The following is a 23,321-nucleotide window of genomic DNA, read 5'->3' as shown; positions in this document are numbered from 1 at the left end:
CCCCCCTCACGCGGTCTGGTAGCGAGGACTGAACGCGAGGTCGACGGCGCTGCCCGCGCCTGCCCCGGTCAGTGCGAACGTGGCCTCGTTGACACCCGGGTCGAGGCCCCACAACACGGCCTCGGGCCAGTTGAGCGCCCCTAGCCAGTTGGCGCCGTCCTGGTAGCGCACCTGCACGGGCTCGGTCCGCACGGTGACTTGCTGCCCGGCGAGCAGCGGCCCGTGCCCGACCTCGGCCGGGTCCAGCGTGAAGCTGTCGCCGGTGTCGGACCGGGTGAACTCGACCAACGACGCGGGGCCGGTGATCGTCCATGTCGGCCACACGATCTCGTCGCCGGGATTCGTGACCGTCGTCGCGCCGAGAACCTGACTCGATGACACCGACGGGTACGGGTTCAGGAAGTCCTTGCCGACGCCCTGCTCGCGGTGCACGGTGATCGTGTCCGCGTCGTACCAGAACGGATCCTCGCACCACAGCGTGATGATCGCGGTATCCGACAGGATGCCCGTCCCCTGCGCCCCGCGCGCCTTGAACCCGTCCCGGTAGTGCACGTTGATGCGGCGGCGGGTGCCGTCCGGTCGGGCAATCTCCAGTACGCCCGGCGGGCGGCGCCCGTCCGGGCCCGGGCGCAGTGTCCGCGTGAACGCCCGCGCGAGTGCCCGCCACCGCTCGATGAACTCCATGTGCGTGTTGTCGCTGTACACGTACAGCGGCCACACGATGGCCCGCGGCTGCGGCTGCGCGTGCCGCAGCCGCTCGCCCCCGCGTGGCTGTGCATCCGACGTGAACTCGTACTCGACCGCGTCGGCGAGCCCGGACACCCCCGCGGACAGGGTGAACCAGCCGGCCAACTCGTCGGTGAGCGGCCACACCGCCCCCGACGGGTCGGTGTACGTCGCGGTCGCAAGACCGATCTCGGGGAGCGGTACCGGTGTTCCCCCGGGTGGCCCGGTGGGCGGGGATACAACCGGTGCTGTGATGATCGGCATCTAGTGTGGCCTCCCCACCCGGGCTCGTGCGTCCCGCTGGCGCTCCAGCAGATCGAGGTCGCGCACCGTCATGTCGAGCGTGCGCGGATAGACGTTGTACGTGGTGCCGCCCGCCTCGCCGGACCGGCCGGCCGCCGCCGGTACGACTGCCCGCGCCGGGAGTCCGGCCGCGGGCGCCTGCGCTGAGGCGCCCCGGGACATGCTCTCGACGACAGCGGCGCCCACCTTCCGGATCGACGAGTCGTGGTCGAGGACGGTCTGACCGCCGCCGAACTGCACCAGTTCGGGGCCGCGTTCGCCGACCCATGCGACCTCGCCGGGGCGGGGCTTGCCGCCGTCGGCGTAGCCCTTGCCGGTGAACCCGTAGTGGTGGGTGAACAGCCGGTCCTTGTAGGACCGGGCAGCGGAGCCGATGACGACGCCGTCGCCGCCGCGCGACTCGACGTTCACGCCGTTGATCGTTCCGGCGGTGTGGCCTACGCCGCTGTTTGTGATGCCGATCATGTAGGGGCTGCGCTTGTTGAGCTGCCACCCGGCGGGCGCGGTCCGGCCGTTGAAGGCACCGGTTGCCCACCTGCGGTGCGGCTTCTCGCCCCTGATCACCGACTCGATCGCGGACACCAGGCCCGAGCAGTCCCAGGAAGGGTTGCCGTTGCCGCCCCACTGGTACCGCTTGCCGTTCTGCGTCCGCGCCCACGCGAGCCCGGCTTTGTAGCCCTTGCCGCCGATCCCCGCCTTCTCCAGCGCCTTATCGGCGCCGTCGGAGTAGCCGATGATGTCCTTGATCATGCGCTTCGGGATGCCGCTGATCATGTCGCGGTACACCGACTTCGAACCGGCGATCTTGTCGAGCAGCGGGCGAACCACCTTGTTCAGCCCGGCCTCGGCGGACGCCTTGACGCCGTCCTTGAGCCAGTCGAACCCTGCCTTCGCGAGGTCGACGCCCTTGGACACCGACGACTTCACCCAGCCGAAGATGCCGCCCTTCGCGAACCCCTCGCCGCCCTGGAACGGGGCGAGCGACTGACCGTGCAGGGCCGCCTTGTTGACGGCGAGCAGCCGCGCCCGCTCGTACGGGTCGCGCAGTGCCTCGGACACCGTGACGCCCTCGCCCCGCCGCAGCGGTACGAGCTGGTCGTCGCCGTCGCGCCACGAGGACTGTCCGGCCAGGAGACCGCCGCGAGCGAAGCCCTTGAACTCGGGAAGCTCGGGCGCGCCGAACGCCTTCGCCACGGTGTTCCAGACGGGCCGGATGCCCTTGCCGTACACCGTGTCGATGATGAACTCGACGGGCTCTTTCGCGATCCCGGAGACCTTGTCCCAGGCGATCTTGATGCCCTTGCGTGCCCCTTCGAACGCGTCCGCGACCTGGCCCGTTGCCGTGGTCAGGGCGTCGAACACGGGCTTGATTCCCTTGTTGTAGCCCGTCGAGACCGCCGACCTGATTCCCGAGATCGCAGGCGACACGGCCTTGTTCCAGAGCCAGGTGAACCACCCGCCGGTGGTCTCCAGCCCGCCCTTCAGGTAGCCGAAGATCACGGATACGCCAGCCCAGAGCATCTTGCCCCCGGCGACGATCCACCCGAAAACCGGCTTGGCCGCGTTGTTGTAGAGCCACTTGAACCAGCCGCCGACCGTCGTCAGTCCGCCAGTCAGGTAGCCGAAGATCAGCGACAGCCCGGCCCAGAGCAGCTTGCCCCCGGCGGCGATCCCGTCGAACGCAGGCTTGATCGCGTTGTTCCACAGCCACAGCCCGACCGCGCCGATGCCCTCGAACGCAGGCTTCAGCGCGGTCTGCCACAGCCACGTCCCGATCGCCGCGACTGCCTTGAACGCCAGCACGATCGGCGCGACGACGATCGTCACGAGCACGGTCGCGAGGATCTTGCCCGCCATCGCGATACCCGAGAACGCGGGTGACAGCACGGTCTGCCACAGCCACGTCGCGGTCGCTCCGACCTGCTGCAGAGCAGCCCATATCCCGTCGAACGCTGGCTTGAGGAACCCGGTCCATGCGGTCATCGCCGCGGCTTGGATTCCCTGCCAGGCGCCCTGCACGATCGCCCGGAACGTCTCGCTCTTCTGGTAGGCGACGACCAGGGCTGCGCCGAGCGCCACAATCCCGACGATGATCAGGCCGATCGGGTTCGCGCTCATCACGGCGTTGAGTACGGTCTGCGCGGCCGCCCACCCGCGGGTCACGGCCGACGCTGCGAGGATCACCCCGCGGTACACCGTGAACGCGGCGGTCATGCCCCACGTGGCGATCGTGGAGGCGCCGGCCACCAGGGCGATGCCACCGATGGCGATCCCGAGCGGGATGAGCCACGCCCCGTAGTCCTTCACCCACTGCACGCCGCCCGCGAAGGCGTCGGCGGTGCCCTTCGCGGCGGGCACGAGCACGTCGAGCAGCGCCCCGCCGACGGACTTCGCCGGGGGCAGCACGTACCGGTTGAGCCCGTTGCCGAGCGCCTCGACAGCGGGCAGCGCGTACTTCGTCGCCACGTTGGCGAGGCCCTGCAGCGCCTGCCGCTTGAACACTTCGAGCGGCTGCGTCGCCGTGTTGTGGAGGGTCTTGCCCATCTTGTCGGCGGCGCCGCCGACCTTGCCGAGCCCGGCCGCCGCCGTCGACGGGTCCATCGCGTACAGCGCGGCCCCGAGATCCTCGCTCTGCGTTCCGAACAGGGCGACCGCGGCCGCCGACTGCTTGACCGGGTCTTTGATCCCGCGCAGCCGGTCGAGGGTGAGGTCGAGGACCCCGTTTGCCGCAGACCCGCCCTTGGCGAACTTGGACGCCATGTCGTCGGCGTTGAGCCCGAGCATCTTGAACCCGTCGGCGCTCGTCTTCGAGCCGTCGACCGCCCGGATGCTGAATTCCTTGATCGCGTCGGCGGCGAGGTCGCCGTCGCGGGCACCTGCCTGCAGCGCCTGATTGATCAACCCGATTCCGGTCGCACCGTCGAGCCCGGCCTTCCTCCACTGGGTGGAGTACTCGTTGACCGTGTCGATCAGGTCGCCGGCCTTGTCCGCGCCGGACTGGAACCCGGCTGTCAGGAGGTCGAATCCCTCCTTGCCGTTCTCGACCAGCCCGGTGCGGATGAGCTGTCCGACTGCCTTGGTCGACTCGCCGACGTCGGCGTCGAAGGTCTCGGCGAGGTTGAGCGCGGCCTTCGACAGCCCTTCGAGTTCCTTCTTCGGGGCGTTGATGCTCGCGACGCCGTTCTGCGCGAGCCCCTTCAATGCGTCGTTGACCTGCTCGACGGACTCGCCGTAGCCCTTCGCGTACACGCCACCGGCGATCTTGCCTGCGCGGGCCGATTCCTTCTCCGTGAGCCCGAGCTGCGCGCCGAGCTTCGCCCGGCTCTTGTCCTGCTCGACCGCCTTCGAGAAACCGGCCGCGAACAGCACACCCCCGGCGGCGGCGACGCCCGCGATCCCCGCCTTCACGACGCCGCCGATACCGCCGAGGAACCCGCGGCCGGCGTCCTGCCCGGCCGTGTCACCGACGCTCGCGGACTCGCCGCGGATCTGCTGACTGAGTAGCCGGCCGAACCCGCGCGCCTCGGGGACGACGGACACGTACCCGACGCCGACCTCGACCGGCATGCTTCATTCCCCCTTCGAGGGCAGTACCTGTGCGGTGATGCGCTCGTACGCCGCTTTCGCCTGCGCCCGGTCCTGCACCGTCTGCGCCTCGGTGTCCTCGGGCAGCGGGTCACCCGGCCGCCAGGACGGCGTGGGCCAGGGCATCGCCGGGGACTCGGGCTTGCGGTTGGCGTTGAGAAACGCGGTCAGCAGCAGGTCGACGAGATCCCGCGTGTCGGTGACCGCATAGTCGATGTGCTGCCATGCGTGGCCGTTGGCCGCGCGGGCGGTCGCCCCGCCCGGTGGCAGGCCCTCGACCATGACGCGCAGCCACCGCAGGGTGATCTCGCCCCGCCAGTACGCGGCGACTGGACCGCCGGGCCCGTATCCGGGGTAGTGGTGGGCGAGGTCCGCCTCGACCGCCTCGGGGTGCTCGCCGAGGACGTCGAGCACGCTGTACGAGACGGTCTCGCCGACGTCGTCGCCGTCGCCTACCCCCTCGTAGGGCGGTGCTTCTGCATGATGTCCGTGGCCTCGTTCCGGACCGCCACGTACAGCAGCGCGACGTCGTTGGCCTGCCCGCCCGCCGCGAGGAACATCTCGTACTGGTCGCCGAGCAGCACCCGGGCCTTGCCCTCGTCGCCCTCGGCGGCGTCGATGTCCTTCTGCATGGCGTCGGACGTGAACACCGGGTGCGGGAACCAGAACACGTCCTCGTTCTCACCGACCTCGAACTCGACGCGCTCGTCGGGGACGTCGAGCGCCTCGGCGTACGACCGGCGGACGGACTCCAGCTTGTACCGCTTGCGGTTGGGCTTGCTCATGATCATGCCTCTTTCTCGGGTGAGCAGTGGGTGAGCATGCGAGGGCGGAGGACGGTCGGGGCTCACCCAGAACCGCCGTCCTCCGCCCGTTCATGGGGGTCAGCCGCCGGACGGGGCGAGCGCCCGCCAGCCGGGCCCGTCGACCCATTCCTTCTCGGCGGTCAGCAGCGCCGGGTCGCGGTACGCCTGCACCGTCACCGGCCACTGCGTCTCCGTCGACCGCGCCCACTGCGAGTCGTCCTTGCTGGTGACGCGGGCCTTCGGGTAGTGCTTGACGATGTAGATCTCGCCGCCGTCGTCGCCGTAGTCGAGGCCGATGAACAGCAGCCGGTAGTACGGCAGTCGCGGGATCGACGGGCGGGTCATCTCCCACTGCGTCCCGAGCGCCGGCAGAGCCCCGGCGCCGGACAGGGGCAGACCCTTGTACATGGACACCGTGGCGGCGTTCGTCTCCTGCGGGGCGTACCCGCCGGTGAGCACTTCGGACTCAACGTCGGACCGGGTCGGCTCGACGGACTGCGACGACGTCACGTCGGCCATGGACAGGTCGGACGCGAACGTCAGCCCGTCGTCGGTGGTGTAGCCGATCGGCACGTACCCCGCAGGCAGCGCGGCGAGCGCTCCCGTCGCCTCGTCGAACGGGGCGGTCACGGCGGCGACGCTGTAGTCGGCCGCGTAGATCGCCTGCACGAGCTGCTTGCGGATCAGGTTGTTCCTCAGCCCGTCTTCGAGTACGGGCGGCGTCGGTGTGGACATGCGTCCTCCATGAGAAGCCCCGGCCGCCGCCGGGGGTGCGTGGTCGGATGGCGGGTGAGCCAGGGATCAGGGGGCGAGCGTCGTGCCGCGCATCGACACCTCGACGGCGAACGCTTCCCGCGGCTGATCGCTCACGGGGTCGGGCAGCGTGTTCGGGCCGCCGACCTCGGCGACGTCGTACACGCGGACCCCGCCCCGCAGACCGGGCATGGCGAGCATGAGCGGCCGCACGATGCGGACCAGGTCGGCGACGTCGTCGTCGTCCTCGCCCCACACGTGCACGTCGAGGCGGGGCCGGTCGGTGACCAGGTCGAGGCGGGCGCCGCCGATCCGTTCGAGGCGCACGAACCGCGCCGGCCGCGGGCTCGGGACCCGTGTGCGTACCGGCACATCGAGGCCGCGCGCGTCGAGCGCCTGCTGCAGGTACGCGCGAGCGACGGTGACGGAGTCGGGGAACTCGATCGGCGGGCCGGTCACTCGACTGCCCTCGCCGCGTCGAGGGCGCGCAGCAGCGCCCGCCGAGACACCTCGGGGTCGTTGGTCGAGTAGTCGCCGATGACAGCGCCACGAGCCCGGTGCTCGCCCGTCTCGACGTCGACCCGGAACTGCCCGCCGGCCTCGGATGCCTGCGCGGCTGCCTCGGCGACCGCCCGTGTCTTCCGCTCGATCATCGCCCGTGTCTGCGGCGTCCGCAGGAACGTCGCGATCGCATCCCGGTTGGGAACGAACCTGGTGCCCGCCATGGTCACCCCTCCACGGTCTTCAGCCTGATCTCGTAGTGGTGCAGCTCGGCGGGCGTGTACGCAGGTCCGGGCGGGCCGTTGACCTCGAAGTGCAGCCCCTGCCAATGCACACGGTCGTTGCCGTACACCGTGAGCGGCTGCCCGTCGGCGTCGATCGGGTTGCACAGCAGCAGCCACTCGCCGATTTGCGCGGCCCGCTGGTCGTTGTCCTCGCTGCCGTTGTTCTGCTGCACCCACCCCCACACGTCGGTGCGTGTCGAGGTCGACCAGTTGGCCACTTCGTTGCCGTTGCGGTCCGTACGGGTGCCGGGGTGCTCGACCTCGACCAGGTGCGGCAGCAGCGACTCGTCGATCACAGGAACCGCCACCCGACGTCGGCCGGATCCGGCGACCAGCCGGGCAGACCTTCGTCGCGCAGCCCGATCGTGAACGCGGCGTCGGCGCCCGGATCGGTGGTGTCCTCGGGCTGCAGCTGCGCCTTCTCGTCGTCGGTGAGGTACAGCCCGCCGTCCTCGCCGAGCGACTCGGAGTACTGCCCGATGGTGCGCTGCCGGTACCCGCCCGGGTTGGCCATGACCCGGCGGACGACCGACACGGCGATCGCCTTCAACGTGGCCGGGTCCGGTTCGTACCCCGCCGGGATGTGCCGCCGCATGAGCGCCGACGCGTCGTCGAGGTACACCTCGACCTGCTTGCGCCGCGGGCTGCCGTCGGGCAGGGAGACGGCGGCGCGCGCCTCGTAGTCCTCGACTGTCGCGTACGCCGCCACCGCCCTACTCCTTCGGCTGCTCGGGCTCGATGACACCCTCACGTTCGAGCAGCGCGATCACGTCGTCGCGGCTCATTTCGTCGTCGGTGTCGTAGCCGTTCGCCTCGGCGTAGGCGCGCCACGCGTCGATGCCCGAGCCGCGCCCCGACCGTGGCGGCGCCTCGACGGGCGCGGCCGGCGTCTTGGGGGCGTCCGGCTCGGCGTGGCTGTCGGCGCTCTCCCACGCGTGGTCGCCGATCTTCTCGGCGACGCGGGCGGGCACCTTCGAGTCGGGCCCGTACCACACGCCGCCGACGTGCACGAAGGTGTTCAGCTGGCGAGCCATTAGATCACCTTCGCCTTGAGCGTGAGGTTCGGCTCGCGCACGACCGGCATGCCGACCGCGGCCGCGTGCGTCCACAGCCGTACGGGGTCCTTGGTCTTCCAGGTCGCGGCGACGACGCCGGCGCGGCCGTCGACGGACGCGTACTCGGGCTCCAGCGACTCGGCGGTCGTGCCGAGCAGGAACCCGCCGAGGTCGGTCACGGACGCGGCGTCCGTCGGGCCCGGTGCGGGCACGAACACCAGCGAGTCGGCCGGCAGCACCCGAGTGGCGACGCCCTCGACGGACACCTGCGCGTCGTTCAGCTCGATCGACGGCAGGTCGAGACTCGACAGCACGGTGTTGAGCTGGTCGACCGACACCATCGGCGCCGACCCGGACGGTGCGAGCGGGTACACCTGCCGCACGACCTGGTCGCACTGCCGGAAGTTGGACAGCACCGTGCGCGGCATCAGCATGCGGTCCGGCCGCTGGCCGTTCGTGTCGACGTACACCTGCACCCACGCTTCGAGGTCGTCGAGCGGGGTCGCCGTCGCGTGTACCGACCACAGCGTCGCCGCGGTCACGCTGTGCTCGGCCTTCCGGCCAAACGCGACCGGCGTGAGGTCGACGCCGTTCTCGGAGATCGTGAACTGCGCGTTCGCGAGAGCCTCGCCCTTGCCCAGCTCGAACCGGGCGGCGATGTTCGTCGCGATCCGGAACGCGTCGCGCGCGATCGCCCGCCGCATCGGGTCGGACGTGTCGAGCGACCGGATCCGCAGCCGGTCGTACTCGTTGAGCGGGATCTTCTCGGAGATCGGGGGCAGCTCGCCCATGACCTTCGCGACGCCCTCGCGGCGGCCGATGCGGGACTCGGTGTCCCACGACCGGTACACGCTCGCCTCGGCGAGCCCGCCGGTACCGCCCTTGTTGTACTCGAACGTGATGTCGTCGACGGTCACGTTCGGCAGCCACCGGCCGAGGGTGAACGCGTTGACCTGCCGGTCGGCGAGCGACTGGCGGATCAGCGCCGTCAGTTCCTCGGGCTCGATGTACTCGGTGTCGAGCACCCATGCCATCTACGCCACCCCCTTTCAGATGAACCGGATCAGCGGGACGTCGGCCTGCCCGGCGGCGTCGACCGCCACCGGCAGACGGGACGTGCGGACCTTGCCGTGCACGAGCATCGCCCCGGCCGGGTCGACCGTGTTCACGGTCGGCGCCTTGACCGCGGCGAACAGGAACCCGACGAGCGTCTCGCGGCCGTCGGTGGCGTCGCCCTGGTACGGGCCGTACTTGCCCGTCGCGGTGATGACGCCGAGCGGGATGCCGCTCTTGAAGTAGCCGTCGGGGTAGTGCGTCCCGGCGGTGAATGCGGACGTGTCGAGGGTGACGGGCTCGGTGGCCTGCGTGCCGTGCTCGCTGCCGAGCCACGACTGATCGTCCACCCCGTACGTCTGAGTCGTCAGACTCAGGTCCATGGTGTGTCTCCTTGGTCAGGTGGTGCGGGAGGTCTGCGGATCCCGGCCGAGCAGTTCCTTGAACAGCTCGGCGCCGTTGGGCGCGCCCCGCTTGGTGTCCTTGCTGCGGCCGGAGCCGTTGCGGGCGCCCTGGTAGCCGCGCCCGGTGCGACGACGGCGGCGCGTGTCGCGCTCGTCCTGGTCGTCGTCCTCGTCGTCCGTGTCGGACCGCTCGGGGGCGAGCTTGTCGACGAGCTTCGCGATGGCGTCGTCGTCGACCTCGCCGTCGTCGTCGACGTACTTGCGCAGGTTGATGTCCTCGACGACTTCCTTCGGGTCGGGGATCCGGCCCTTCGCCGCCGCGAGGAACGCACTGCGGGCGATGCGCTCGCCGCCCTTGACGCGCTCTTCCGCCCGGGCTGCAGCGACAGCCGCCTCGGTCTCGCTCATGCCCTCACGCTTGAGCCGGGCGAGTTCCTCGGCCGCGCTGCTGTTCTTCTTGGCCCGGGTCTCCCACTTGCGTGAGGCGGCGAGCCGCTCGGCGACCTGCTTGGGCTTGAGCCCTTCCTTCTTCCACTGCTTGAGGGTCTCGGCCCACTCGTCGTCGCCGTCGCCGTCGTCGTCCTTGCCGGACCCGTCGTCGCTGTCGTCGTCCTGGTCGTCGTCCTCGCCGCCGTCGTCGTCCTCGGCGCCGCCGAGGATCGGATAGATCGGCTGCAGTCCGTCCTCGCCGGGGCGCGGCTTGCGCCAGCCGACGGCGAGCTGCCCGGTACGGGCATGACGGGGAAGGGTGCTCTTGCGCATGGTGTCTCCCGTGTCGGGGTGGGTGAGCAGGGGGTGCGCCGTGGCGGCGCGGGGATCACGAGCCGGGAATGTCGTCCGGCCCGGTGAACTCGTGGCGGCGGACCGCCAGCAGCGGCCCATACTCGCCGTGCTGCCGCGTGATGATCACCTCGCGGTAATCCGGTGCCCGGCCGCCCGCGTCCGACGAGCCGGTGCCCTTCGCGACAGCGTCGTGCGCCTCGCGCAGCAGCTGCTCGTCGATGATCTGGCCCGGGTCACGGCTGCCGGGCAGCGGCTCGGGCTTGCAGTGACAGCCCGGGTGGATCGGCATCAGGTTCTCGACCCGGTACCGCTGCGTCGACGCGATCACGCACAACGCACAGTTCTTCGTGCCGGTGAGACGGCGCCGGAAGTACCGGGCGCCGCTGCCCTCCATCGACTGCCGGGCGGCGTGCGTACGGGCGAGTTGCAGGTCGGTCTCGGTGATCGACAGCAGTCGCGTACGCGCCTCGCCGAGCGAAGCCGCGTAGTCGTGGCCGGCCGCGAGCGCCGAGTACAGCGTGACGAACGGCCGGTGGTACACCTCCTCGGGCGCCACGCCGCGCAGTGCTTCGTCGAGCTGCATGCCGACCGGCGCGGCCGCGCCGCCGAGCATGTCGGCGACCATGGCCGCGAGGTACGCGTCGGTGATCTGCCCCATCGTCTGCTGCGCCGCCAGCACGACCGGCAGCACCCGCTCGATGAACACCGCGGCGTCAGCGTCCCTGTACGAGCCGAGGGAGTCGAACGCGTCGAGGACGAACGTGATCAGCCGGTCGCGCAACGACTGCGACATGGCGTCGTACCGATCGTTGAGCGCCGCCTGCAGTTCCTCATTCGCCACCGCCGGCCCCTCCGTCGTCGGGCAGCGTGTTGCCCGCCGTCGGCGCCGGGTTCGCGGGCAGCAGCGACGCGCCGAGCAGCGCGGCCGCGGCGGCGCTCGACCTGATCCGCCGGATCCGGTCCGGGGTCTCGTCGAGGTCCTCGGCGATGATGTCGAGCGGGTAGCCGATCGACTTCAGCTTCGTCGCTGCGTCCGCACGCACCGCAGGCGACAGGTACTCGGGCCGCGCCCACCGCACCCGCGCCTCGGTGTAGTCCTCGGCCACCCCGGCCTGCGCCGCCGCCAGCGACATGACGTCTTCGAGCCCCTCGCCGAACGCGGCGATGTGCTCACGGCACTTCGCGACGTGGTTCAGGTCGAGCGCAGCGATCGTGTCCGCGCTGATGTTCACCATGTCGCCGGCGTAGTAGTACGCGGGCGTCTCGCTGATGATCAGCATGTCGCGGATATCGGCCGCGTGCTCTTCCAGGAACGGGCGCAGGTCCGTCGCTTCGAGCTGCCCAAACCGCGCGTTCTCGCCCTCGGACACCCACACGTTGTTGGGTCCCGGCACGAACGGCTGCTCGACGACAGTCAGCCCGGTCCCCGGGTCAGTGCGCTTCGCGAACTTGTGGCCGGTGACTGTCTTCTGCCGCCATCCCGAGTACCGCGACGCCGCCATGCGGTTCAAGATGCCCATGTTGGCGCGGTCCTGAATGTCCATGACGCCTGCGAATTCGGGCTCGGGGTCCTCGCCGAGGTCCGGCATCCGCGCGAACTCGACCAGCGGCACACGTCGGAGGTCGTGTTCGATGCCGTCGTCGAGGGGCTCCCACGAGTCCGGGCCCCACGGCAGCCGGGTCGGCGTGCACCGCTCCTTCGTCCTGTACGCGTACTCAACGTTGTCGTACATGACCCATGCCCGGCCGTAGCCGTCGAGGTCGTCGTGCACGGCCCGTACCCCGGTCCGTACCTCGCCGGTCGCCGGGTCCCGCTCGACGATCGCCTCGCGCGGGTGCTCGGCGGTGATCAGCGGCGAGGGCCGGCCGTTGTTCTCGGTCCGGGTCGGGTGCTCACCGACGAGCATGTACCCGACCGACTGTGCCATGGCCACCCGCCACACCTGCGACTGCCGCGAGTCGAGCCGGTTGAGCTGCCACCAGCGGGCCGCGTTCGGGTCCGGGGTGCCGTCCGCTGCGGTCACGCCGAGGGCGCGCAGCCGGTGCACGGTCGAGTTGGCGATCACGCCGCAGAAGTTCGTGCGCGCCTTCCGCTGGAAGTCGAGGAATGCGGCTTCCGCCTTGCGTGGCAGCTCGGGCAGCGGCGGCCGGCCCCGGTAGTAGCGCCACCACTCGTCGAGCACCCCCGCGCGCTTCCGCATACGGCGCCCGAGGCGCAGCAGCATGAAGTCGGGATTGTCGAGTTCGGGTGTCTCGTCGAGCACGGTCGCCCCCTCTCAGAAAGTGCCGCCGAACATTTCGGGTTCCTCGGCTGCGATGCCCTTCGCGATGGCGTCGAGCCGGCACTGCCACGCGAGCACTGCGGCGACGGCGGCGTCGATCTTGTCCGGGCTGTCCGGGTTGGCTTTCATGATCTGAATGCCGCTGTTCGACTTGCGCCGCCGGGCGTTGAGCAGGTGCCGCACGAGCGCCGAAGAGCCGTCGTGCGTCAGCTCGCCCTCGACGAGCGCCGTATGGAACTTCTCCAGCGCCCGCACGATGAGCAGCGACCGGCCGCCCGTCATCCACCACTCGATCGGGTGGTTCCGGGTGGCCTGCACCTTCAACCGGGGGCCGTAGGCGGCCTCCCAGTCCGCGACGTGCGATTCCCACTTGGCGGGGTCGGCGTACATGCCGACGACGTCGTACCGGTCGAACGCCTCGTGCACTGCGGCGAGGACCTCGACGACCGGCACCTGCCACTCGACGAGCTTGCCGTCGGCCCCGACCTCGGGCCGCGGCGGTTGCTCCCACACGCCGATCGTGAACACGTGCCCGTCGGACAGCCGACAGCCGATCAGCGCCGTCGCGTCCGTCACCCCGCGGGCACGTTTCCGCGAGCCGTCGAACCCGAGCACGATCCGGTCGCCCGGCTGCACGGTCTTCCCGAGGTCGGACGACGCGCGCACCTCCGGCTGTGTCAGCCATGCGTCCGAAGCGTGGGTGATCTGGTTCAGGAAGTCGGCGCGCAGATCCTGCACGTCGTTCGACGTGTCGTAGAAGTCGGCGGTGATCCGCTCGATCGGCGACCACCCGGGCTCGCACGGCGGATCGTGCAGCACGCACCCGTCGGGGTGATCGCTGCTGTCGCCGTACGCGTACCGCAAGCCCTCGACGAGCGACCGCTCGTCGGTCATGTCCGTCTCGGGCGGCGCCTCCCGGTGATCAACCAGGATGCCCCGCGCCCTCGACCGGCCGTCGATGATCGCCTGATAGTCCGCCGCCGACCGCTCCGCGACCGAGCCCTCGCCCGGCGTGAACGCGTTCGGCGTCTCAACGATGGACCCGCCGAGCTTCGTCGCGTTGAACCGCATCGTCTTCGCGAGCTTGATCCCGCCGTTCGACTCCCGCCATTCCTCGGTCTGGTCGAGCGACGCAAAGCACGCCGGGTCACCCTTGATGCTGCTCGCCGACGACGTGATCGGCTCGATCTTCCCGCGCGGCAGATAGATCACCGTGTCGAGGACTTCGAGCCCGTATTCGGCGGCGACCGACCCGCCCTTGGCCATCTCCAGCAGCGGCACCCACGTGTTGTCGGTCTGCTGCTCGGTCACCGCGGCGATACGCACGATCGGCGTGCGCTTCGACGACCACGGCCGGCCTACCGGCTCGCCGTACGCGTCGAACCCGTCGGCGACGACGTCGGCGCATGCCTCGGCGAGCGCGATCGCCCCGACGAACGGGGACTTGCCCCAGCCACGCGGCCGGGACAGCAGCGCGCGGTGAATGATCCGCTTGCCGGTGACCGGGTGCACCTCGTAGAACCGCTTCAGGAAGTCGGCCTGTTCCTGTGTCGGCAGGAACGGCTCGGGGTCGTCCTCGTCGCGGCCGGGCTGCGCAAGGTTCTGCATCATCCAGTCGAGGACGTAGAGACCGAGCGTCGGGCGCTCGCCCTCGAAGTCCGGGCCGCGCCACGGCATGACGCCCCCTCTACGCTCCCTTGCCTTGGCCGGTCCTCCCGCCGGGCAGCGACCGCAGGGCGCCGTACCGCTCGCGCGCCGACGGCACACCCGAACGCCCGCGGCCCTGGTCGGCGTCGTCCGCCTCGGCGAACACCATGCGCAGCCGGGCACGCGCCGACGGCGTCGCACCAAACTCGGCGACGCGCAGCCGCAGCTCGCCCGCGAGCGACAGATTCCCCGACCAGTACCGAGCGTGAATCAGCGCGGTGTCGAGTAGGTACTCCCAGTCCGACGCGCCGAAGTGCTCGGCCTGCGGGCTGTCCTTCCACATCTGCCACCACTCGCGGGTGCGCTCGGGCCAATGGAACTCGACGAGTTCGTCGCCCTTCTCTATGCGGAAGTCGGGCAGCTCGGGCGCCTCGGCGCGCTCCCACCTGAGTACGGTCTGCGCGATGGTGTCCTTGTTCCGGCGGACCTTCCGCCCTTCGGCCTTCGGCGCCGGCCCCATGCCAGCCATCAGCCCGCCTCCTTCACCGCGTCACAGTCCTGCGGCAGCAGCGACGCCGCCCACTTCACCCGGGGTATGCCGCACCGCAGGCAGGCCAGCCCGCCCGGGTCGAGCGGCCGGAAGTCGTGGCCCGACTTGGCGTCCGCCTGCACCTGGTCGCAGGAGCGCCGGTCCCGGCCGGTCAGCCATGACTGACCGTCCATGCCGCACTGAGCGCAGCGGATCGGGTCCTGATACCCGGGCACGTCGAACCGGTGCCCGCCGTCGGCGTCGTCCATGAGCAGACTGAGCGGTTGCGGCACGAACGGCTCGGCGCGTTCCATCGACACGAGCGGCGCGCCGTCGTCGACCTCGCCACCGTCGCCGGTCGGTCGAAGCCTCTTCGCCGCGGCGACGATCTCGCCCCAGTCACGCAGCCGGTCGAGCCCGAGCGCATCCGTGATCTCGTCCATGCGGTCGACGAGTTCCTTCTCCTGTGCCTCGGCGAACGCCAGCAGCTTCACGTCGGCATGCTTGGCTTGGGCCAGCACCTCGCGAGCCCTCACCACCGGATCCACCTGAGGACCGCCGAACACCTCACAGACCGCCCGCAGCATGTCGTCGGCGGCGACCCGTCCGGCCTCGGCCTCCTTGGCGCGACTGTTGGCGCGGTCCCGCTGCACCTCCATGGCCCGGGCGCGCCCCTCGGCGTTCTCGGCGCGCTGCAGCAGCTGGTGCCCGAGCGTCTCCGACTCCGACAGCGACTGACGAGCCGACTCGTACAGCTCGCCGACGGACTCCTGCAGCCCCGCCCGCACCTCGGCCGACACGTCGTTCGCCGGGATCTCGACCGTCTCGGGCGTCACGATCACACCCCGCGCGCCGATCTGCTCGGCGACGCTCTGCCAGTAGTCACCCACGTAGCCGTGATCCATGCCGAGGATCACGCGCTGCGGCATGCTCTCGTCGACGACCAGAACGAACGGCGGCCGCGAGTCGTCTGTGCCCTCGGGCAGTTCAAGGATCTGCAGGCGTGCCATGTGCTGTACCTCCCGTGTCGGGTGCGCTGCAGCGCGCACCCGTGCCGGGCCGCTACAGCAGGGAATCGATGACGTGCTGCAGGTCGCCGAGCCGACGCGGCGTGTCGCCGAACGTCTGCCCCGTGACCGCGATGTACCGGCCGGTCGCGTACACCTCGACCGTGCCCGCGCCGAGCCGCAACCGCCGGCCAGCCCCGCCCGGCAGCGCACCGCGCCCCCAGACGTGCAGACCGTCGCCGCCCGCCGACCGCTCAACCCAGCAACCCGCGGCCGCGTCGAGCACGCCCTGCGCCCACGGCGCGACCTGGTCGCCGTCGACGCAGTGGTCGAGGTCGAGCACGACGATCCCGTCGCCGTCGAGGACGAACCCGAGACCGACGCCGGCCGACGACCGAGCAGCGTCCCGGTACGTCGACCAGGTCGACGCGTCCGTGCTGCTCGCCACCGCGCCGCCGACCGTCACCGGCACCTTCCGCGCAGTGCGTCGCACCCACCGCGGGCGGGCCGTGAGTTCGGCCGGCACAGACCGGCGAGCACGATGCGCGGCCGCGCGGCACTTCGGCGAGCAGAACCGGGCGTGCCGCCGGGCGGTGATCCGCAGCGGCTGGCCGCAGGGCTCGTGTTCGCAGCGCGGCGTCGTCGAGGTCATGACCCCATCGTACAGCCGCGTACGCTTTCAGATCGCTGACCTGCGTGTATCAGTCTCGTATCGGAGAGTCGACCGGCTGAGAGGCGATCTGCGGCACCCCTACCGCGCGCCATCGAATCAGCCGGCCGCCCCCCTGCCCGCCCCGCAGCGGGCCGCCCACGCCCCGCAGCGTGGCCGTTCTCCCCAGACCCGTACAGACCGACGCCCACAGCACCTCCCGAGCGCCCAGAGGGCGGGGGGAGGGGAGTCACCCCCCAGGGGGGCGGGCCGGATTGGGATCTGGGCTGGTCAGATCAGACCGGGATGCCGTTCCGGGGGGCGCGTGGTGCGCTCTGCCCAGCGGGCCGCGTTGCCCTGTCGGCTGCTCTTGCGGCCGTGGCAGTCGGCGCACAGTGCCTGCAGCATCTCGATGCGGTGATCGTGCTTGTCGCCGATGTGGTCGACCTGGTTCGCATGTCGTCCGCACACGCGGCCGTCGATGCGGTTGCGGCATCGGTGCTCGTCGCGTTGCAGGACGGTCGGTCGCCTGTACGTGTACCAGTCGGCGGGGAGTTCGGCTCGTCGGTTGCTGCCTGCCCATCCGCCGCTCACTGTCGCCCGTCCTTGTGTGCGTCGTTGTCTTCGTACTCGGCGCCTCGGCTGTCGTCGTACGGCTCGGCGCGTTCGGTGTCGCTGCCGAGGCTGGTGCCGTCGAGGCTGAACCCGAAGGGGGTCGGGCTGTTGCCGGGGGCGGCCTCGGTGGGGGTGGCGTTCGGTGTGGGGGTGGCGTCGACGGTGGGGGGTCCGTCGTGGGTGGGGGGTGTCGTGCTGGCCCGGGGGGTGGTGCGGATGTCGAGGGTGATGCGGATGCGCACGTGACCCCCCGGGTGATCAGTCAGTCGGTGGTGATGCCGGTGGCTTCACCGTTGACGAGCGTTGCGAACACCCTCGCCTTGTCTTCCTTCTTGGCGTCGACGGGGTAGAGCAGCACGCCGTCGGGGTGCTCGATGGTGATGTACAGCTTCTGTTCGTCCTTCTTCAGCCACAGGGCGAAGATCCCGGTGAGGGCGACGCGGGTGGCTGTGATGCGTTTCCGCGCGGTCTCGCCGAGTTCGATGGTGACCTTCGAGCCGTCGACGGGGATGGATCCCTGGCCAGGCTGGTGGAACTTGCCGCTGAGGACGTTGACGCCGGCTGCTGCGGCAGCGACGCGGATGCGGCTCATGCGCTTGGCGGCGATCTTCTCGTCGTCGGTCTTCTTCTTTCCGAACATGGCGGGTCCCCTCCTGGTGTTGAGGGTCCATGGTGCCGTGTCGGTGGGTGTGCGCGCGGGGCGGGCAGCAAACCCGCCAGAGTTCGTATCGGTGTCCGCCCCGCGCGGTCTGGTGGGGAATGACGAGCGCCCCCGGCCGGTGTCGGCGTCGGGGGCGCTGTCGGAAGTCTGCGTTTCGGCGTTTGGGCATGCCGGTGTAGCCCCAAGATTGGCGACACCTCGCCGGGTTTGCAAGCCCCGATTTCGAGTTGGCGGCGACTGAGAGAGCGATTCGGGTGCGCCCGCTACTACCGGTAGGTCTCTCTCTACCCCCGCCATAGACCGGTAGGGAGGGGAGGGGAACACGCGCGCGCGAGGGACCGAGGAGTCCCCCGGGGACACAACGCGCTGACCTGCGGATGTCCGTTTCAAATCGTCTCCGGATCTGATTCAAATTCGCTTCAAATCTCGTTCGGATTTGATTCGGATTCGATTCGGATTGCTCTCGGATCGCTTCGGAACGCCCCGTTCCGGGGGTGCGGTGAGGGGGTGCGGACGCTCATTACTGTCGGGTATAAATGTGTCGCAACTCACATTCGAGCGTTGCCCGTTGTGCACTATACGCCCGAGTCGGGAAACGGCGACGCCCCGCCCGGCGGGTGCCGAACGGGGCGTCGGATGGTTCGTCAAGAGGTCTACGGGCGCCATTCGTCGCGGTAGCCGGGGCGGTCGGCGTACGGCAGTGCGAGCAGCCGCAGAATGTCGCCGATCTCGCCTTGTAGGGCGCGCGCACGCGATCGATTCTCGGCGCTGACCGGGTTGCGCACCTGCTCTCGGAGGTCGATGTACTGGCGCAGTACGCCCCGTTTCGCCTCGACCTCGGCGAGCACGCGAGCCGGATCGTGGCGGGCGATGTGCTCGGCGTCCGCATACGAGTAGCGCTCCATCACGGCGACGTCGCTGCCGTCCGGCAGAGACACCGTGGCCGTGTCCGGCTGGTCATTCGCGCTGTCCACGTAGCGCGGGTGCCACTGCTCGGAGCCGACCGCACGCGCGGTCCGCTCGTCGTCGTCGAGCTGCTCGCGCAGCCACTGCAGGAACTCGTCGTTCATGGCCCGATCCTCTCGTGACGGCGCCCCGTACCGCGAGCGTGCGGTACGGGGCGCAGAACGGGTGCGGGGCGGTCTACTCGTGCTCGACGGTGACGACGAGCTGTTGCAGCTTCCCGCCGAACGACAGGCGGCCCGTGGGGACGTCCGAGCCGGTCGCGCCGGCCGCGTAGGCGTCGGCGACGAACTTCGAGATCTCTTCGAGGGTCATGAACTTGCCCGCGGGCACGTGCTCGATCTTCTTCGGCATGTCTCCTCCTACCGCGGGTTGATCAGGTCAGCGGCCCAGGTAGCGCCGTTGTCGAACATGTCGACGTAGTCGTCGGGATGGTCCGTTGTGCGGATGCGGTCGGCGAGCTGCTGCGCGTGCTCGCGCTCGACCTGGTCGAGCAGCTCGCCGAGCCTGAGCGCTTGCTGCCTCGGGTCGGGGTCCTGCTGCCACTTCCCGGTCAGGATGTCGTCGCGTGCCGTCATGTCTGGTCGCCTACTTCCTCGGGCCGTTCTGCGAGCGCCATCCTGCCAGCATCCCGCGGTTGTTCGTGATGTACGTCGGTCCCTCACCACGGCGGCCGGACGGCACAACAGCCCAGGCGACCGCGCACACCGCGGCGGCGGTGAGCAGATGCACGAGCGAGCCGACGAGTATCTGCAGCGCCTGCATGCCGTAGTACGAGCCGACGCCGACACCGACGGCGAGGACGCCCTTCGCGGCGGTGCGCTGCGCCTGCGGGTCGAGCCCGGACGGCGCGGGCGGCGGGGGCGGGGCCGGCTCGTACAGGGGCCCGTACTGCGCGTACAGCATGCCGTCGACGCGCACGTACCCGATGACGCGCATGCCGGGCGGCGGTGCGGGGGCGAGCTGCTGCTCGGCGGCCGGGACGATGGCGCTCGGGTACAGGGCGCGCGGGGCGGGCTCGGCGGCGCGGGGTACGGGGTTGTGCGTCATGCCGGGGTGTCTCCGTTCGCGGGGCGCAGGGCGTACCGGCCGAACTTGGGCCGGTGTACGCGGGGGTCGGCGCCGAGCCATCGGCCGATCGTCGCGGCGTGCGGTACCTCAACGTCGGGGTGCCGTTGGGCGATCACGTCGCGGATGGCCTCGGGGCCGATCCCGGCCGGGCCGGACTTGCGGACGATCTCGAAGACGAGCCGGTACCGCGGGTCGCTGCTCGGCTGCTGTCCGGTCTCGTCGGGCTCGGGCGGGGTGTAGCCGAGCCCGCCCTGCTCGAAGATCTCGCGTGCGCGTGCTTCGAGTTCGGGGTCGCGGGCGGTGGTGTCGTCGATCTCGCCTCGGATGCGGCGCAGCGCGGCGTCGGCGTCGGCGATCGCGTTGTCGGTGTCCGTGGCCGGCGCGGCGGGGGTTGACTTGCCCCATCCGGCGGTGGGGTCGGTCCATCCCTCGCGGACGGGCCGTTGCTCGGGCGCCGCCTCTACGGCCGCCGGGGCGGGTGCCGGGCCGATGCCGAACAGGTGGTCGGTGCCGTACCACCGGTTCGCGTACGCCTCGCCTGCGGCGCGCAGGGACAGCTCGTCGAGGACGGGGCGGCGCTCGCAGGTCGCCTCGACGATCCGGGCGATCACGGTCGGGACGATCCGGTACGCCTGGAAGGGGCGGGCGAGACGGTCGAGGACCTTGTACGCGCCGGTGCCCGGGGTGGGCATGTCCTGCGGGGTGATCCGGTCTGCCCACCCCATGAGGTAGTTCAGCTCCCGCTCGTCGCCCTGCATGGCGACCTTGAGTCCGGACTGCACGACGAGCTGCGGCTCTTCGAGGACGTCCGCTGTGGCACGGAGCGCGGTCATCATCGTGTTGCAGGCGACCGCGCGGGCGAGTTCGACGACCTGCAGCAGCACGTTGCCCGCCTTGCGCAGCGTCGGGTTCTTCCGCGCCTTCGAGCTGTACAGCTCGGCGATTTCGTCGCCGTTCACGATGATCGCGGGCACCTCGGGAGACACAGGCAGCTTGTCGTCGTCGTGCTCGATCTGCAGGTCGGCGTATCCCGGCTTGCGGGCCTTCGCGATCCGCAGCAGCGCCTCGGCCATGGCGAGCACCTTCTCGGGGGTGTCCGCGACCCAGTCGATCGGCGGCCGGCCCGGGCGCCCGGCCTTGTGCCACGCCCGCAGCCACGGCAGGGCGACGCCGCCGCCGTTCAGGTCGATGACCCACGACAGGGCGTCATCCATGCGCTGCTGCCCGGCGATCCACACGTGCAGCAGGTTCGTCTTACCGGAGCCGCGGCGGGCCGACGCGATCGCGCACAGCTCGCGGCACACGGCGCCGGCGTCGCTGCCGTCTCGGTGGACGCCCCACAGCAGCGGGTCGTTGTACGAGCGGGGCGAGTAGTCGTCGGGGTACATGCGGGGCTCGCCCGCAACGACCTGGTTCTGCGTCTCGATGTTGGCGAGGAACGAGCCGCGGTCGGCGCCCTCGGTGATCTCGACGGTGCAGCCGTTCGGCAGCCGCGCATCACCGGCGAGGCCATCCTGCACGCGCTGCACGTGCCGCCACGTGTACCCGCCCTCGGGCAACCGGCCTTCGAGGGTGAACCCGCCGCCGTGCTCCCACATCTCGACGCCGACGACCTGCACCCCTTCGAGCCCGGCGACTCGGTCGAGGCGGGCAGCCCATTCGGCGGCGAGCGCCCGGTACCGGTGCTGCAGCGTGGCGTGCGCGGCGGCCGCGGCCTCGGCCCGCTGTCCTTCCTCGCGGCGACGGCGCGCGGTCCGGGAACCGGCCACGGCCGTGCCGAGGGCGACCGCACCCGCGCCGAGCGCGGCGAGCCGCTCTCCCGACCACGGACCGACCGTCATCGCCCACGAGCACCAGCCGCCCGCGCCGAGCCAGGCGGCGGCACGCAGAACCAGGTCGCCCCGGCCTGCGCCAGCCATGCGGCCCGAGATGTGCGAGCCGACGAGTCCGGCACCGGCGACGGCGGCACCCCACCAGGGGGCGACGCCGGCCGCGGCCGCCGCGTACGACACGGCGAGCGCGGAACCGGCGGCGCTGACAGGGGCGGTGAACGGGCCGTGCCCGCTCTCCCAGTCGATGTGCACTGGTCTGCCTTTCACAGAGAGGTGTCGATGTTCGCGCGCACGTCCCACTCGGCCTCCGCGTGGACGCCCTTGCGCGGGTTCTGCAGTCGCTCGATGTCGACGGCGTGCAGTTGTCGGAAGGCGGGCGCGAGTTCGCGGGCGAGTTCGGACGCCTTCATCTGCAGGTTGTAGATGTTCTGCATCAGCTCGACGATCCGCGGGTCGAGGGGCTGCTCTTGGTCTGCTCGGGCGGTCGTGATCCGCATGGCGTTCGCGACGTGTTCGAGGGCGTCGGGCAGGGCGGCGAAGTCCCTGCCAACCTGCATCATGCCGTCGGGCGTGTACGTGCTCGCGATCCGTTCGAGTTCCATCGCGGGTGCAAGGAAGTGGTGTCCGCCGGACATGGCGCCTCCAGGGGTGGTGGGTGAGCCGCCGGCGGTCGCCGGTCGGCGTACGGAAGTGGCGACGGGCGCCGGGGTGCTGGCCACGGCCGGGCCGGTCATGGCCGGACCGTCCGCGGTCTTGCGGGCGGCACGCCGTCGGCGCAGGCGCCCCCAGACGGCGCGCAGCGTGTCGAGCCCGGCGCGGATGCTGCGCCCCCACATCGCGGCGGCGACGCCCGCGATCCCGGCGAGGGCGCCGTGCCACAGTGCGGACGCGGTCTTGCCGGTGCGGCGGGCGATGGCTCTGCGGGCGGCGGCGCTGTTCCGCCACAGTGCGCTCGCGGGGGCGGCGATCCTGCGGGCGGTGCGCCCTGTCTTGCGGGCGGCGCTCGCCAGGGTGCGCCCCGTCGCCCGGACCGCGCGCCCCGCGCTGGCCATGCCGCGGCGGGCGGCGGACGCGGCGGGGCGGACCTTGCCGAGCAGTCCGCCCCGGCGGGGCGTGCGCTTCGTCGTCGAGGGCGAGCTGCTGCGCGTGTCGGGGCGGCGGTGCTTCCCTCCGCCCTGCCCTCCGCTGAGCCGGGGCGTCTTGATCCGCCCTGCGCCCCGACCGAGGAGACTGCCGAGGGCGCCCTGCCGGGTCCGCCCCGAGAGTCGGGGCGCCTTCCCGCCCCGCCCTGCTGAGGGCGCCCTGCCGGTACCGCCCGCCCGGGGCGCCCCGCCCCGCCCCGGGGCGCCGCCCCGCCCTGACCCGAGGGCGGGCGCCCCGCCCCTGCCGCGTCCTCGGTTGAGGGCGCCCCCGGTGCGGGTGCGCCCCGCCCCGGTCGTGGTGCGGCGGCGGACGGTCCGGCGGCGCTGCAGGGCGCCCCCGGCGGCGAGGACAGCGGCGGTGCCCGCGGCGGCGGCGAGCCCGACCGGGCCGGCGGTCTGGTAGGCGGCGGTCGCGGCCATGGCCGTGCTGTTGGTGGCGCCGATGACGAGCGGCTCGATCGGTACGCCGCGGCGGCGCCGTGCGCGGGGCTGCGGCTCGTCGTCGACCTGGTCGTCGTCGGTCTCGGGCTCGGGGGTGGGCTGCGGCTCGGGCGCTTCGACGGGCGCCTGCACGGGCGTCTCGGGCTCGACCGCAGCGGGTGCGGGCGGTGCTTCGGTGTCGGCCACCGTGACTCCTTCACTGCGACTGCAGTCGGTGTGATCGGGGTGT

General features: G+C 71.2%; 28 protein-coding genes. All 28 read right to left on the bottom strand.

What is annotated here, in order from left to right; genetic code table 11:
- Nucleotides 1-6: 6 nt before the first annotated feature.
- The 28 genes from AB0P07_RS08375 to AB0P07_RS08240 all read right to left on the bottom strand — a co-directional run bounded on the left by AB0P07_RS08375 (nucleotide 7) and on the right by AB0P07_RS08240 (nucleotide 23,278).
- The gene (locus tag AB0P07_RS08375; protein WP_365546851.1) at nucleotides 7-990 is read right to left on the bottom strand and encodes a phage tail protein; all 984 of its coding nucleotides are present in this window, start codon (nucleotides 988-990) and stop codon (nucleotides 7-9) included.
- The gene (locus AB0P07_RS08370) at nucleotides 991-4,596 is read right to left on the bottom strand and encodes a phage tail tape measure protein (protein ID WP_365546848.1); all 3,606 of its coding nucleotides are present in this window, start codon (nucleotides 4,594-4,596) and stop codon (nucleotides 991-993) included. It abuts the gene before it with no gap.
- Between the two features lie 3 nt (nucleotides 4,597-4,599).
- Complete coding sequence (locus AB0P07_RS08365) at nucleotides 4,600-5,028, bottom strand: hypothetical protein (RefSeq protein WP_365546845.1); 429 nt, start codon at nucleotides 5,026-5,028, stop codon at nucleotides 4,600-4,602.
- Between the two features lie 38 nt (nucleotides 5,029-5,066).
- Complete coding sequence (locus AB0P07_RS08360; RefSeq protein ID WP_365546842.1) at nucleotides 5,067-5,399, bottom strand: hypothetical protein; 333 nt, start codon at nucleotides 5,397-5,399, stop codon at nucleotides 5,067-5,069.
- A gap of 99 nt (nucleotides 5,400-5,498) precedes the next feature.
- Complete coding sequence (locus AB0P07_RS08355) at nucleotides 5,499-6,155, bottom strand: phage tail protein (RefSeq protein ID WP_365546840.1); 657 nt, start codon at nucleotides 6,153-6,155, stop codon at nucleotides 5,499-5,501.
- Nucleotides 6,156-6,221: 66 nt separating this feature from the next.
- Nucleotides 6,222-6,632 (bottom strand): hypothetical protein, encoded by a 411-nt coding sequence (locus tag AB0P07_RS08350; RefSeq protein ID WP_365546836.1) that lies wholly within the window; start codon nucleotides 6,630-6,632, stop codon nucleotides 6,222-6,224.
- Complete coding sequence (locus AB0P07_RS08345) at nucleotides 6,629-6,898, bottom strand: hypothetical protein (protein WP_365546833.1); 270 nt, start codon at nucleotides 6,896-6,898, stop codon at nucleotides 6,629-6,631. Before AB0P07_RS08345 ends, AB0P07_RS08350 begins: the two co-directional genes overlap by 4 nt.
- 2 nt (nucleotides 6,899-6,900) lie before the next feature.
- Nucleotides 6,901-7,254: a hypothetical protein gene (locus tag AB0P07_RS08340; protein WP_365546830.1), complete on the bottom strand. Its 354-nt coding sequence runs from the start codon at nucleotides 7,252-7,254 to the stop codon at nucleotides 6,901-6,903.
- The gene (locus tag AB0P07_RS08335; RefSeq protein ID WP_365546828.1) at nucleotides 7,251-7,667 is read right to left on the bottom strand and encodes a hypothetical protein; all 417 of its coding nucleotides are present in this window, start codon (nucleotides 7,665-7,667) and stop codon (nucleotides 7,251-7,253) included. Before AB0P07_RS08335 ends, AB0P07_RS08340 begins: the two co-directional genes overlap by 4 nt.
- 4 nt (nucleotides 7,668-7,671) lie before the next feature.
- Entirely contained in the window at nucleotides 7,672-7,992 is a 321-nt protein-coding gene (locus tag AB0P07_RS08330; RefSeq protein ID WP_365546825.1) for a hypothetical protein, read from the bottom strand.
- Nucleotides 7,992-9,047 (bottom strand): major capsid protein, encoded by a 1,056-nt coding sequence (locus AB0P07_RS08325; protein WP_365546822.1) that lies wholly within the window; start codon nucleotides 9,045-9,047, stop codon nucleotides 7,992-7,994. Before AB0P07_RS08325 ends, AB0P07_RS08330 begins: the two co-directional genes overlap by 1 nt.
- 15 nt (nucleotides 9,048-9,062) lie before the next feature.
- A complete protein-coding gene (locus AB0P07_RS08320) occupies nucleotides 9,063-9,449 on the bottom strand; it encodes a head decoration protein (protein ID WP_365546819.1) in 387 nt (128 codons plus the stop codon).
- Nucleotides 9,450-9,464: 15 nt separating this feature from the next.
- Nucleotides 9,465-10,232: a hypothetical protein gene (locus AB0P07_RS08315; RefSeq protein ID WP_365546817.1), complete on the bottom strand. Its 768-nt coding sequence runs from the start codon at nucleotides 10,230-10,232 to the stop codon at nucleotides 9,465-9,467.
- A 55-nt stretch (nucleotides 10,233-10,287) separates the two neighbouring features.
- Nucleotides 10,288-11,094, bottom strand: coding sequence for a hypothetical protein (locus AB0P07_RS08310; protein WP_365546814.1), 807 nt, complete (start codon nucleotides 11,092-11,094; stop codon nucleotides 10,288-10,290).
- Nucleotides 11,084-12,517 carry a phage portal protein gene (locus AB0P07_RS08305; RefSeq protein ID WP_365546811.1) on the bottom strand — a complete coding sequence of 478 codons (1,434 nt, stop codon included), beginning with the start codon at nucleotides 12,515-12,517 and terminating at the stop codon, nucleotides 11,084-11,086. Before AB0P07_RS08305 ends, AB0P07_RS08310 begins: the two co-directional genes overlap by 11 nt.
- 12 nt (nucleotides 12,518-12,529) lie before the next feature.
- Nucleotides 12,530-14,047, bottom strand: coding sequence for a terminase (locus AB0P07_RS08300; RefSeq protein ID WP_365546809.1), 1,518 nt, complete (start codon nucleotides 14,045-14,047; stop codon nucleotides 12,530-12,532).
- 175 nt (nucleotides 14,048-14,222) lie between these two features.
- A complete protein-coding gene (locus tag AB0P07_RS08295; protein ID WP_365546806.1) occupies nucleotides 14,223-14,711 on the bottom strand; it encodes a hypothetical protein in 489 nt (162 codons plus the stop codon).
- A complete protein-coding gene (locus AB0P07_RS08290; protein ID WP_365546803.1) occupies nucleotides 14,711-15,721 on the bottom strand; it encodes a hypothetical protein in 1,011 nt (336 codons plus the stop codon). Before AB0P07_RS08290 ends, AB0P07_RS08295 begins: the two co-directional genes overlap by 1 nt.
- Nucleotides 15,722-15,773: 52 nt before the next feature.
- On the bottom strand, nucleotides 15,774-16,370 hold the full coding sequence (locus AB0P07_RS08285; protein ID WP_365546800.1) for a bifunctional DNA primase/polymerase: 597 nt from the start codon (nucleotides 16,368-16,370) through the stop codon (nucleotides 15,774-15,776).
- A gap of 288 nt (nucleotides 16,371-16,658) precedes the next feature.
- Complete coding sequence (locus AB0P07_RS08280; protein ID WP_365546797.1) at nucleotides 16,659-16,961, bottom strand: HNH endonuclease; 303 nt, start codon at nucleotides 16,959-16,961, stop codon at nucleotides 16,659-16,661.
- Complete coding sequence (locus AB0P07_RS08275; RefSeq protein ID WP_365546794.1) at nucleotides 16,958-17,224, bottom strand: hypothetical protein; 267 nt, start codon at nucleotides 17,222-17,224, stop codon at nucleotides 16,958-16,960. Before AB0P07_RS08275 ends, AB0P07_RS08280 begins: the two co-directional genes overlap by 4 nt.
- Nucleotides 17,225-17,244: 20 nt before the next feature.
- Nucleotides 17,245-17,622, bottom strand: coding sequence for a hypothetical protein (locus AB0P07_RS08270; RefSeq protein WP_365546792.1), 378 nt, complete (start codon nucleotides 17,620-17,622; stop codon nucleotides 17,245-17,247).
- Between the two features lie 674 nt (nucleotides 17,623-18,296).
- On the bottom strand, nucleotides 18,297-18,713 hold the full coding sequence (locus tag AB0P07_RS08265; protein ID WP_365546789.1) for a DUF6221 family protein: 417 nt from the start codon (nucleotides 18,711-18,713) through the stop codon (nucleotides 18,297-18,299).
- A gap of 73 nt (nucleotides 18,714-18,786) precedes the next feature.
- Nucleotides 18,787-18,960 (bottom strand): hypothetical protein, encoded by a 174-nt coding sequence (locus AB0P07_RS08260; protein WP_365546786.1) that lies wholly within the window; start codon nucleotides 18,958-18,960, stop codon nucleotides 18,787-18,789.
- Nucleotides 18,961-18,968: 8 nt separating this feature from the next.
- Nucleotides 18,969-19,184 (bottom strand): hypothetical protein, encoded by a 216-nt coding sequence (locus tag AB0P07_RS08255; protein ID WP_365546783.1) that lies wholly within the window; start codon nucleotides 19,182-19,184, stop codon nucleotides 18,969-18,971.
- Between the two features lie 10 nt (nucleotides 19,185-19,194).
- On the bottom strand, nucleotides 19,195-19,656 hold the full coding sequence (locus tag AB0P07_RS08250) for a hypothetical protein (protein ID WP_365546780.1): 462 nt from the start codon (nucleotides 19,654-19,656) through the stop codon (nucleotides 19,195-19,197).
- Nucleotides 19,653-21,761 carry a hypothetical protein gene (locus AB0P07_RS08245; protein ID WP_365546777.1) on the bottom strand — a complete coding sequence of 703 codons (2,109 nt, stop codon included), beginning with the start codon at nucleotides 21,759-21,761 and terminating at the stop codon, nucleotides 19,653-19,655. The genes AB0P07_RS08250 and AB0P07_RS08245 overlap by 4 nt, the downstream gene beginning before the upstream one ends.
- An 11-nt stretch (nucleotides 21,762-21,772) precedes the next feature.
- Nucleotides 21,773-23,278 carry a hypothetical protein gene (locus AB0P07_RS08240; RefSeq protein WP_365546775.1) on the bottom strand — a complete coding sequence of 502 codons (1,506 nt, stop codon included), beginning with the start codon at nucleotides 23,276-23,278 and terminating at the stop codon, nucleotides 21,773-21,775.
- Nucleotides 23,279-23,321 lie beyond the last annotated feature (43 nt).

Source organism: Streptomyces sp. NPDC085944 (genome assembly GCF_040686295.1).
In the GTDB taxonomy this organism is placed as follows: domain Bacteria; phylum Actinomycetota; class Actinomycetes; order Streptomycetales; family Streptomycetaceae; genus Streptomyces; species Streptomyces salinarius.
This window is presented reverse-complemented; position numbering and strand designations above follow the sequence as displayed.

Bases quoted from the DNA above. Each gene is read 5' to 3' on its own strand.
- AB0P07_RS08255 (WP_365546783.1), bottom strand. From the start codon at position 19,184: ATGACGGCACGCGACGACATCCTGACCGGGAAGTGGCAGCAGGACCCC.
- AB0P07_RS08315 (WP_365546817.1), bottom strand. From the start codon at position 10,232: ATGCGCAAGAGCACCCTTCCCCGTCATGCCCGTACCGGGCAGCTCGCC.
- AB0P07_RS08270 (WP_365546792.1), bottom strand. From the start codon at position 17,622: ATGTTCGGAAAGAAGAAGACCGACGACGAGAAGATCGCCGCCAAGCGC.
- AB0P07_RS08325 (WP_365546822.1), bottom strand. From the start codon at position 9,047: ATGGCATGGGTGCTCGACACCGAGTACATCGAGCCCGAGGAACTGACG.
- AB0P07_RS08285 (WP_365546800.1), bottom strand. From the start codon at position 16,370: ATGACCTCGACGACGCCGCGCTGCGAACACGAGCCCTGCGGCCAGCCG.
- AB0P07_RS08290 (WP_365546803.1), bottom strand. From the start codon at position 15,721: ATGGCACGCCTGCAGATCCTTGAACTGCCCGAGGGCACAGACGACTCG.
- AB0P07_RS08355 (WP_365546840.1), bottom strand. From the start codon at position 6,155: ATGTCCACACCGACGCCGCCCGTACTCGAAGACGGGCTGAGGAACAAC.
- AB0P07_RS08360 (WP_365546842.1), bottom strand. From the start codon at position 5,399: ATGAGCAAGCCCAACCGCAAGCGGTACAAGCTGGAGTCCGTCCGCCGG.
- AB0P07_RS08260 (WP_365546786.1), bottom strand. From the start codon at position 18,960: ATGCCGAAGAAGATCGAGCACGTGCCCGCGGGCAAGTTCATGACCCTC.
- AB0P07_RS08250 (WP_365546780.1), bottom strand. From the start codon at position 19,656: ATGACGCACAACCCCGTACCCCGCGCCGCCGAGCCCGCCCCGCGCGCC.
- AB0P07_RS08295 (WP_365546806.1), bottom strand. From the start codon at position 14,711: ATGGCTGGCATGGGGCCGGCGCCGAAGGCCGAAGGGCGGAAGGTCCGC.
- AB0P07_RS08375 (WP_365546851.1), bottom strand. From the start codon at position 990: ATGCCGATCATCACAGCACCGGTTGTATCCCCGCCCACCGGGCCACCC.
- AB0P07_RS08345 (WP_365546833.1), bottom strand. From the start codon at position 6,898: ATGGCGGGCACCAGGTTCGTTCCCAACCGGGATGCGATCGCGACGTTC.
- AB0P07_RS08330 (WP_365546825.1), bottom strand. From the start codon at position 7,992: ATGGCTCGCCAGCTGAACACCTTCGTGCACGTCGGCGGCGTGTGGTAC.
- AB0P07_RS08320 (WP_365546819.1), bottom strand. From the start codon at position 9,449: ATGGACCTGAGTCTGACGACTCAGACGTACGGGGTGGACGATCAGTCG.
- AB0P07_RS08370 (WP_365546848.1), bottom strand. From the start codon at position 4,596: ATGCCGGTCGAGGTCGGCGTCGGGTACGTGTCCGTCGTCCCCGAGGCG.
- AB0P07_RS08265 (WP_365546789.1), bottom strand. From the start codon at position 18,713: ATGAACGACGAGTTCCTGCAGTGGCTGCGCGAGCAGCTCGACGACGAC.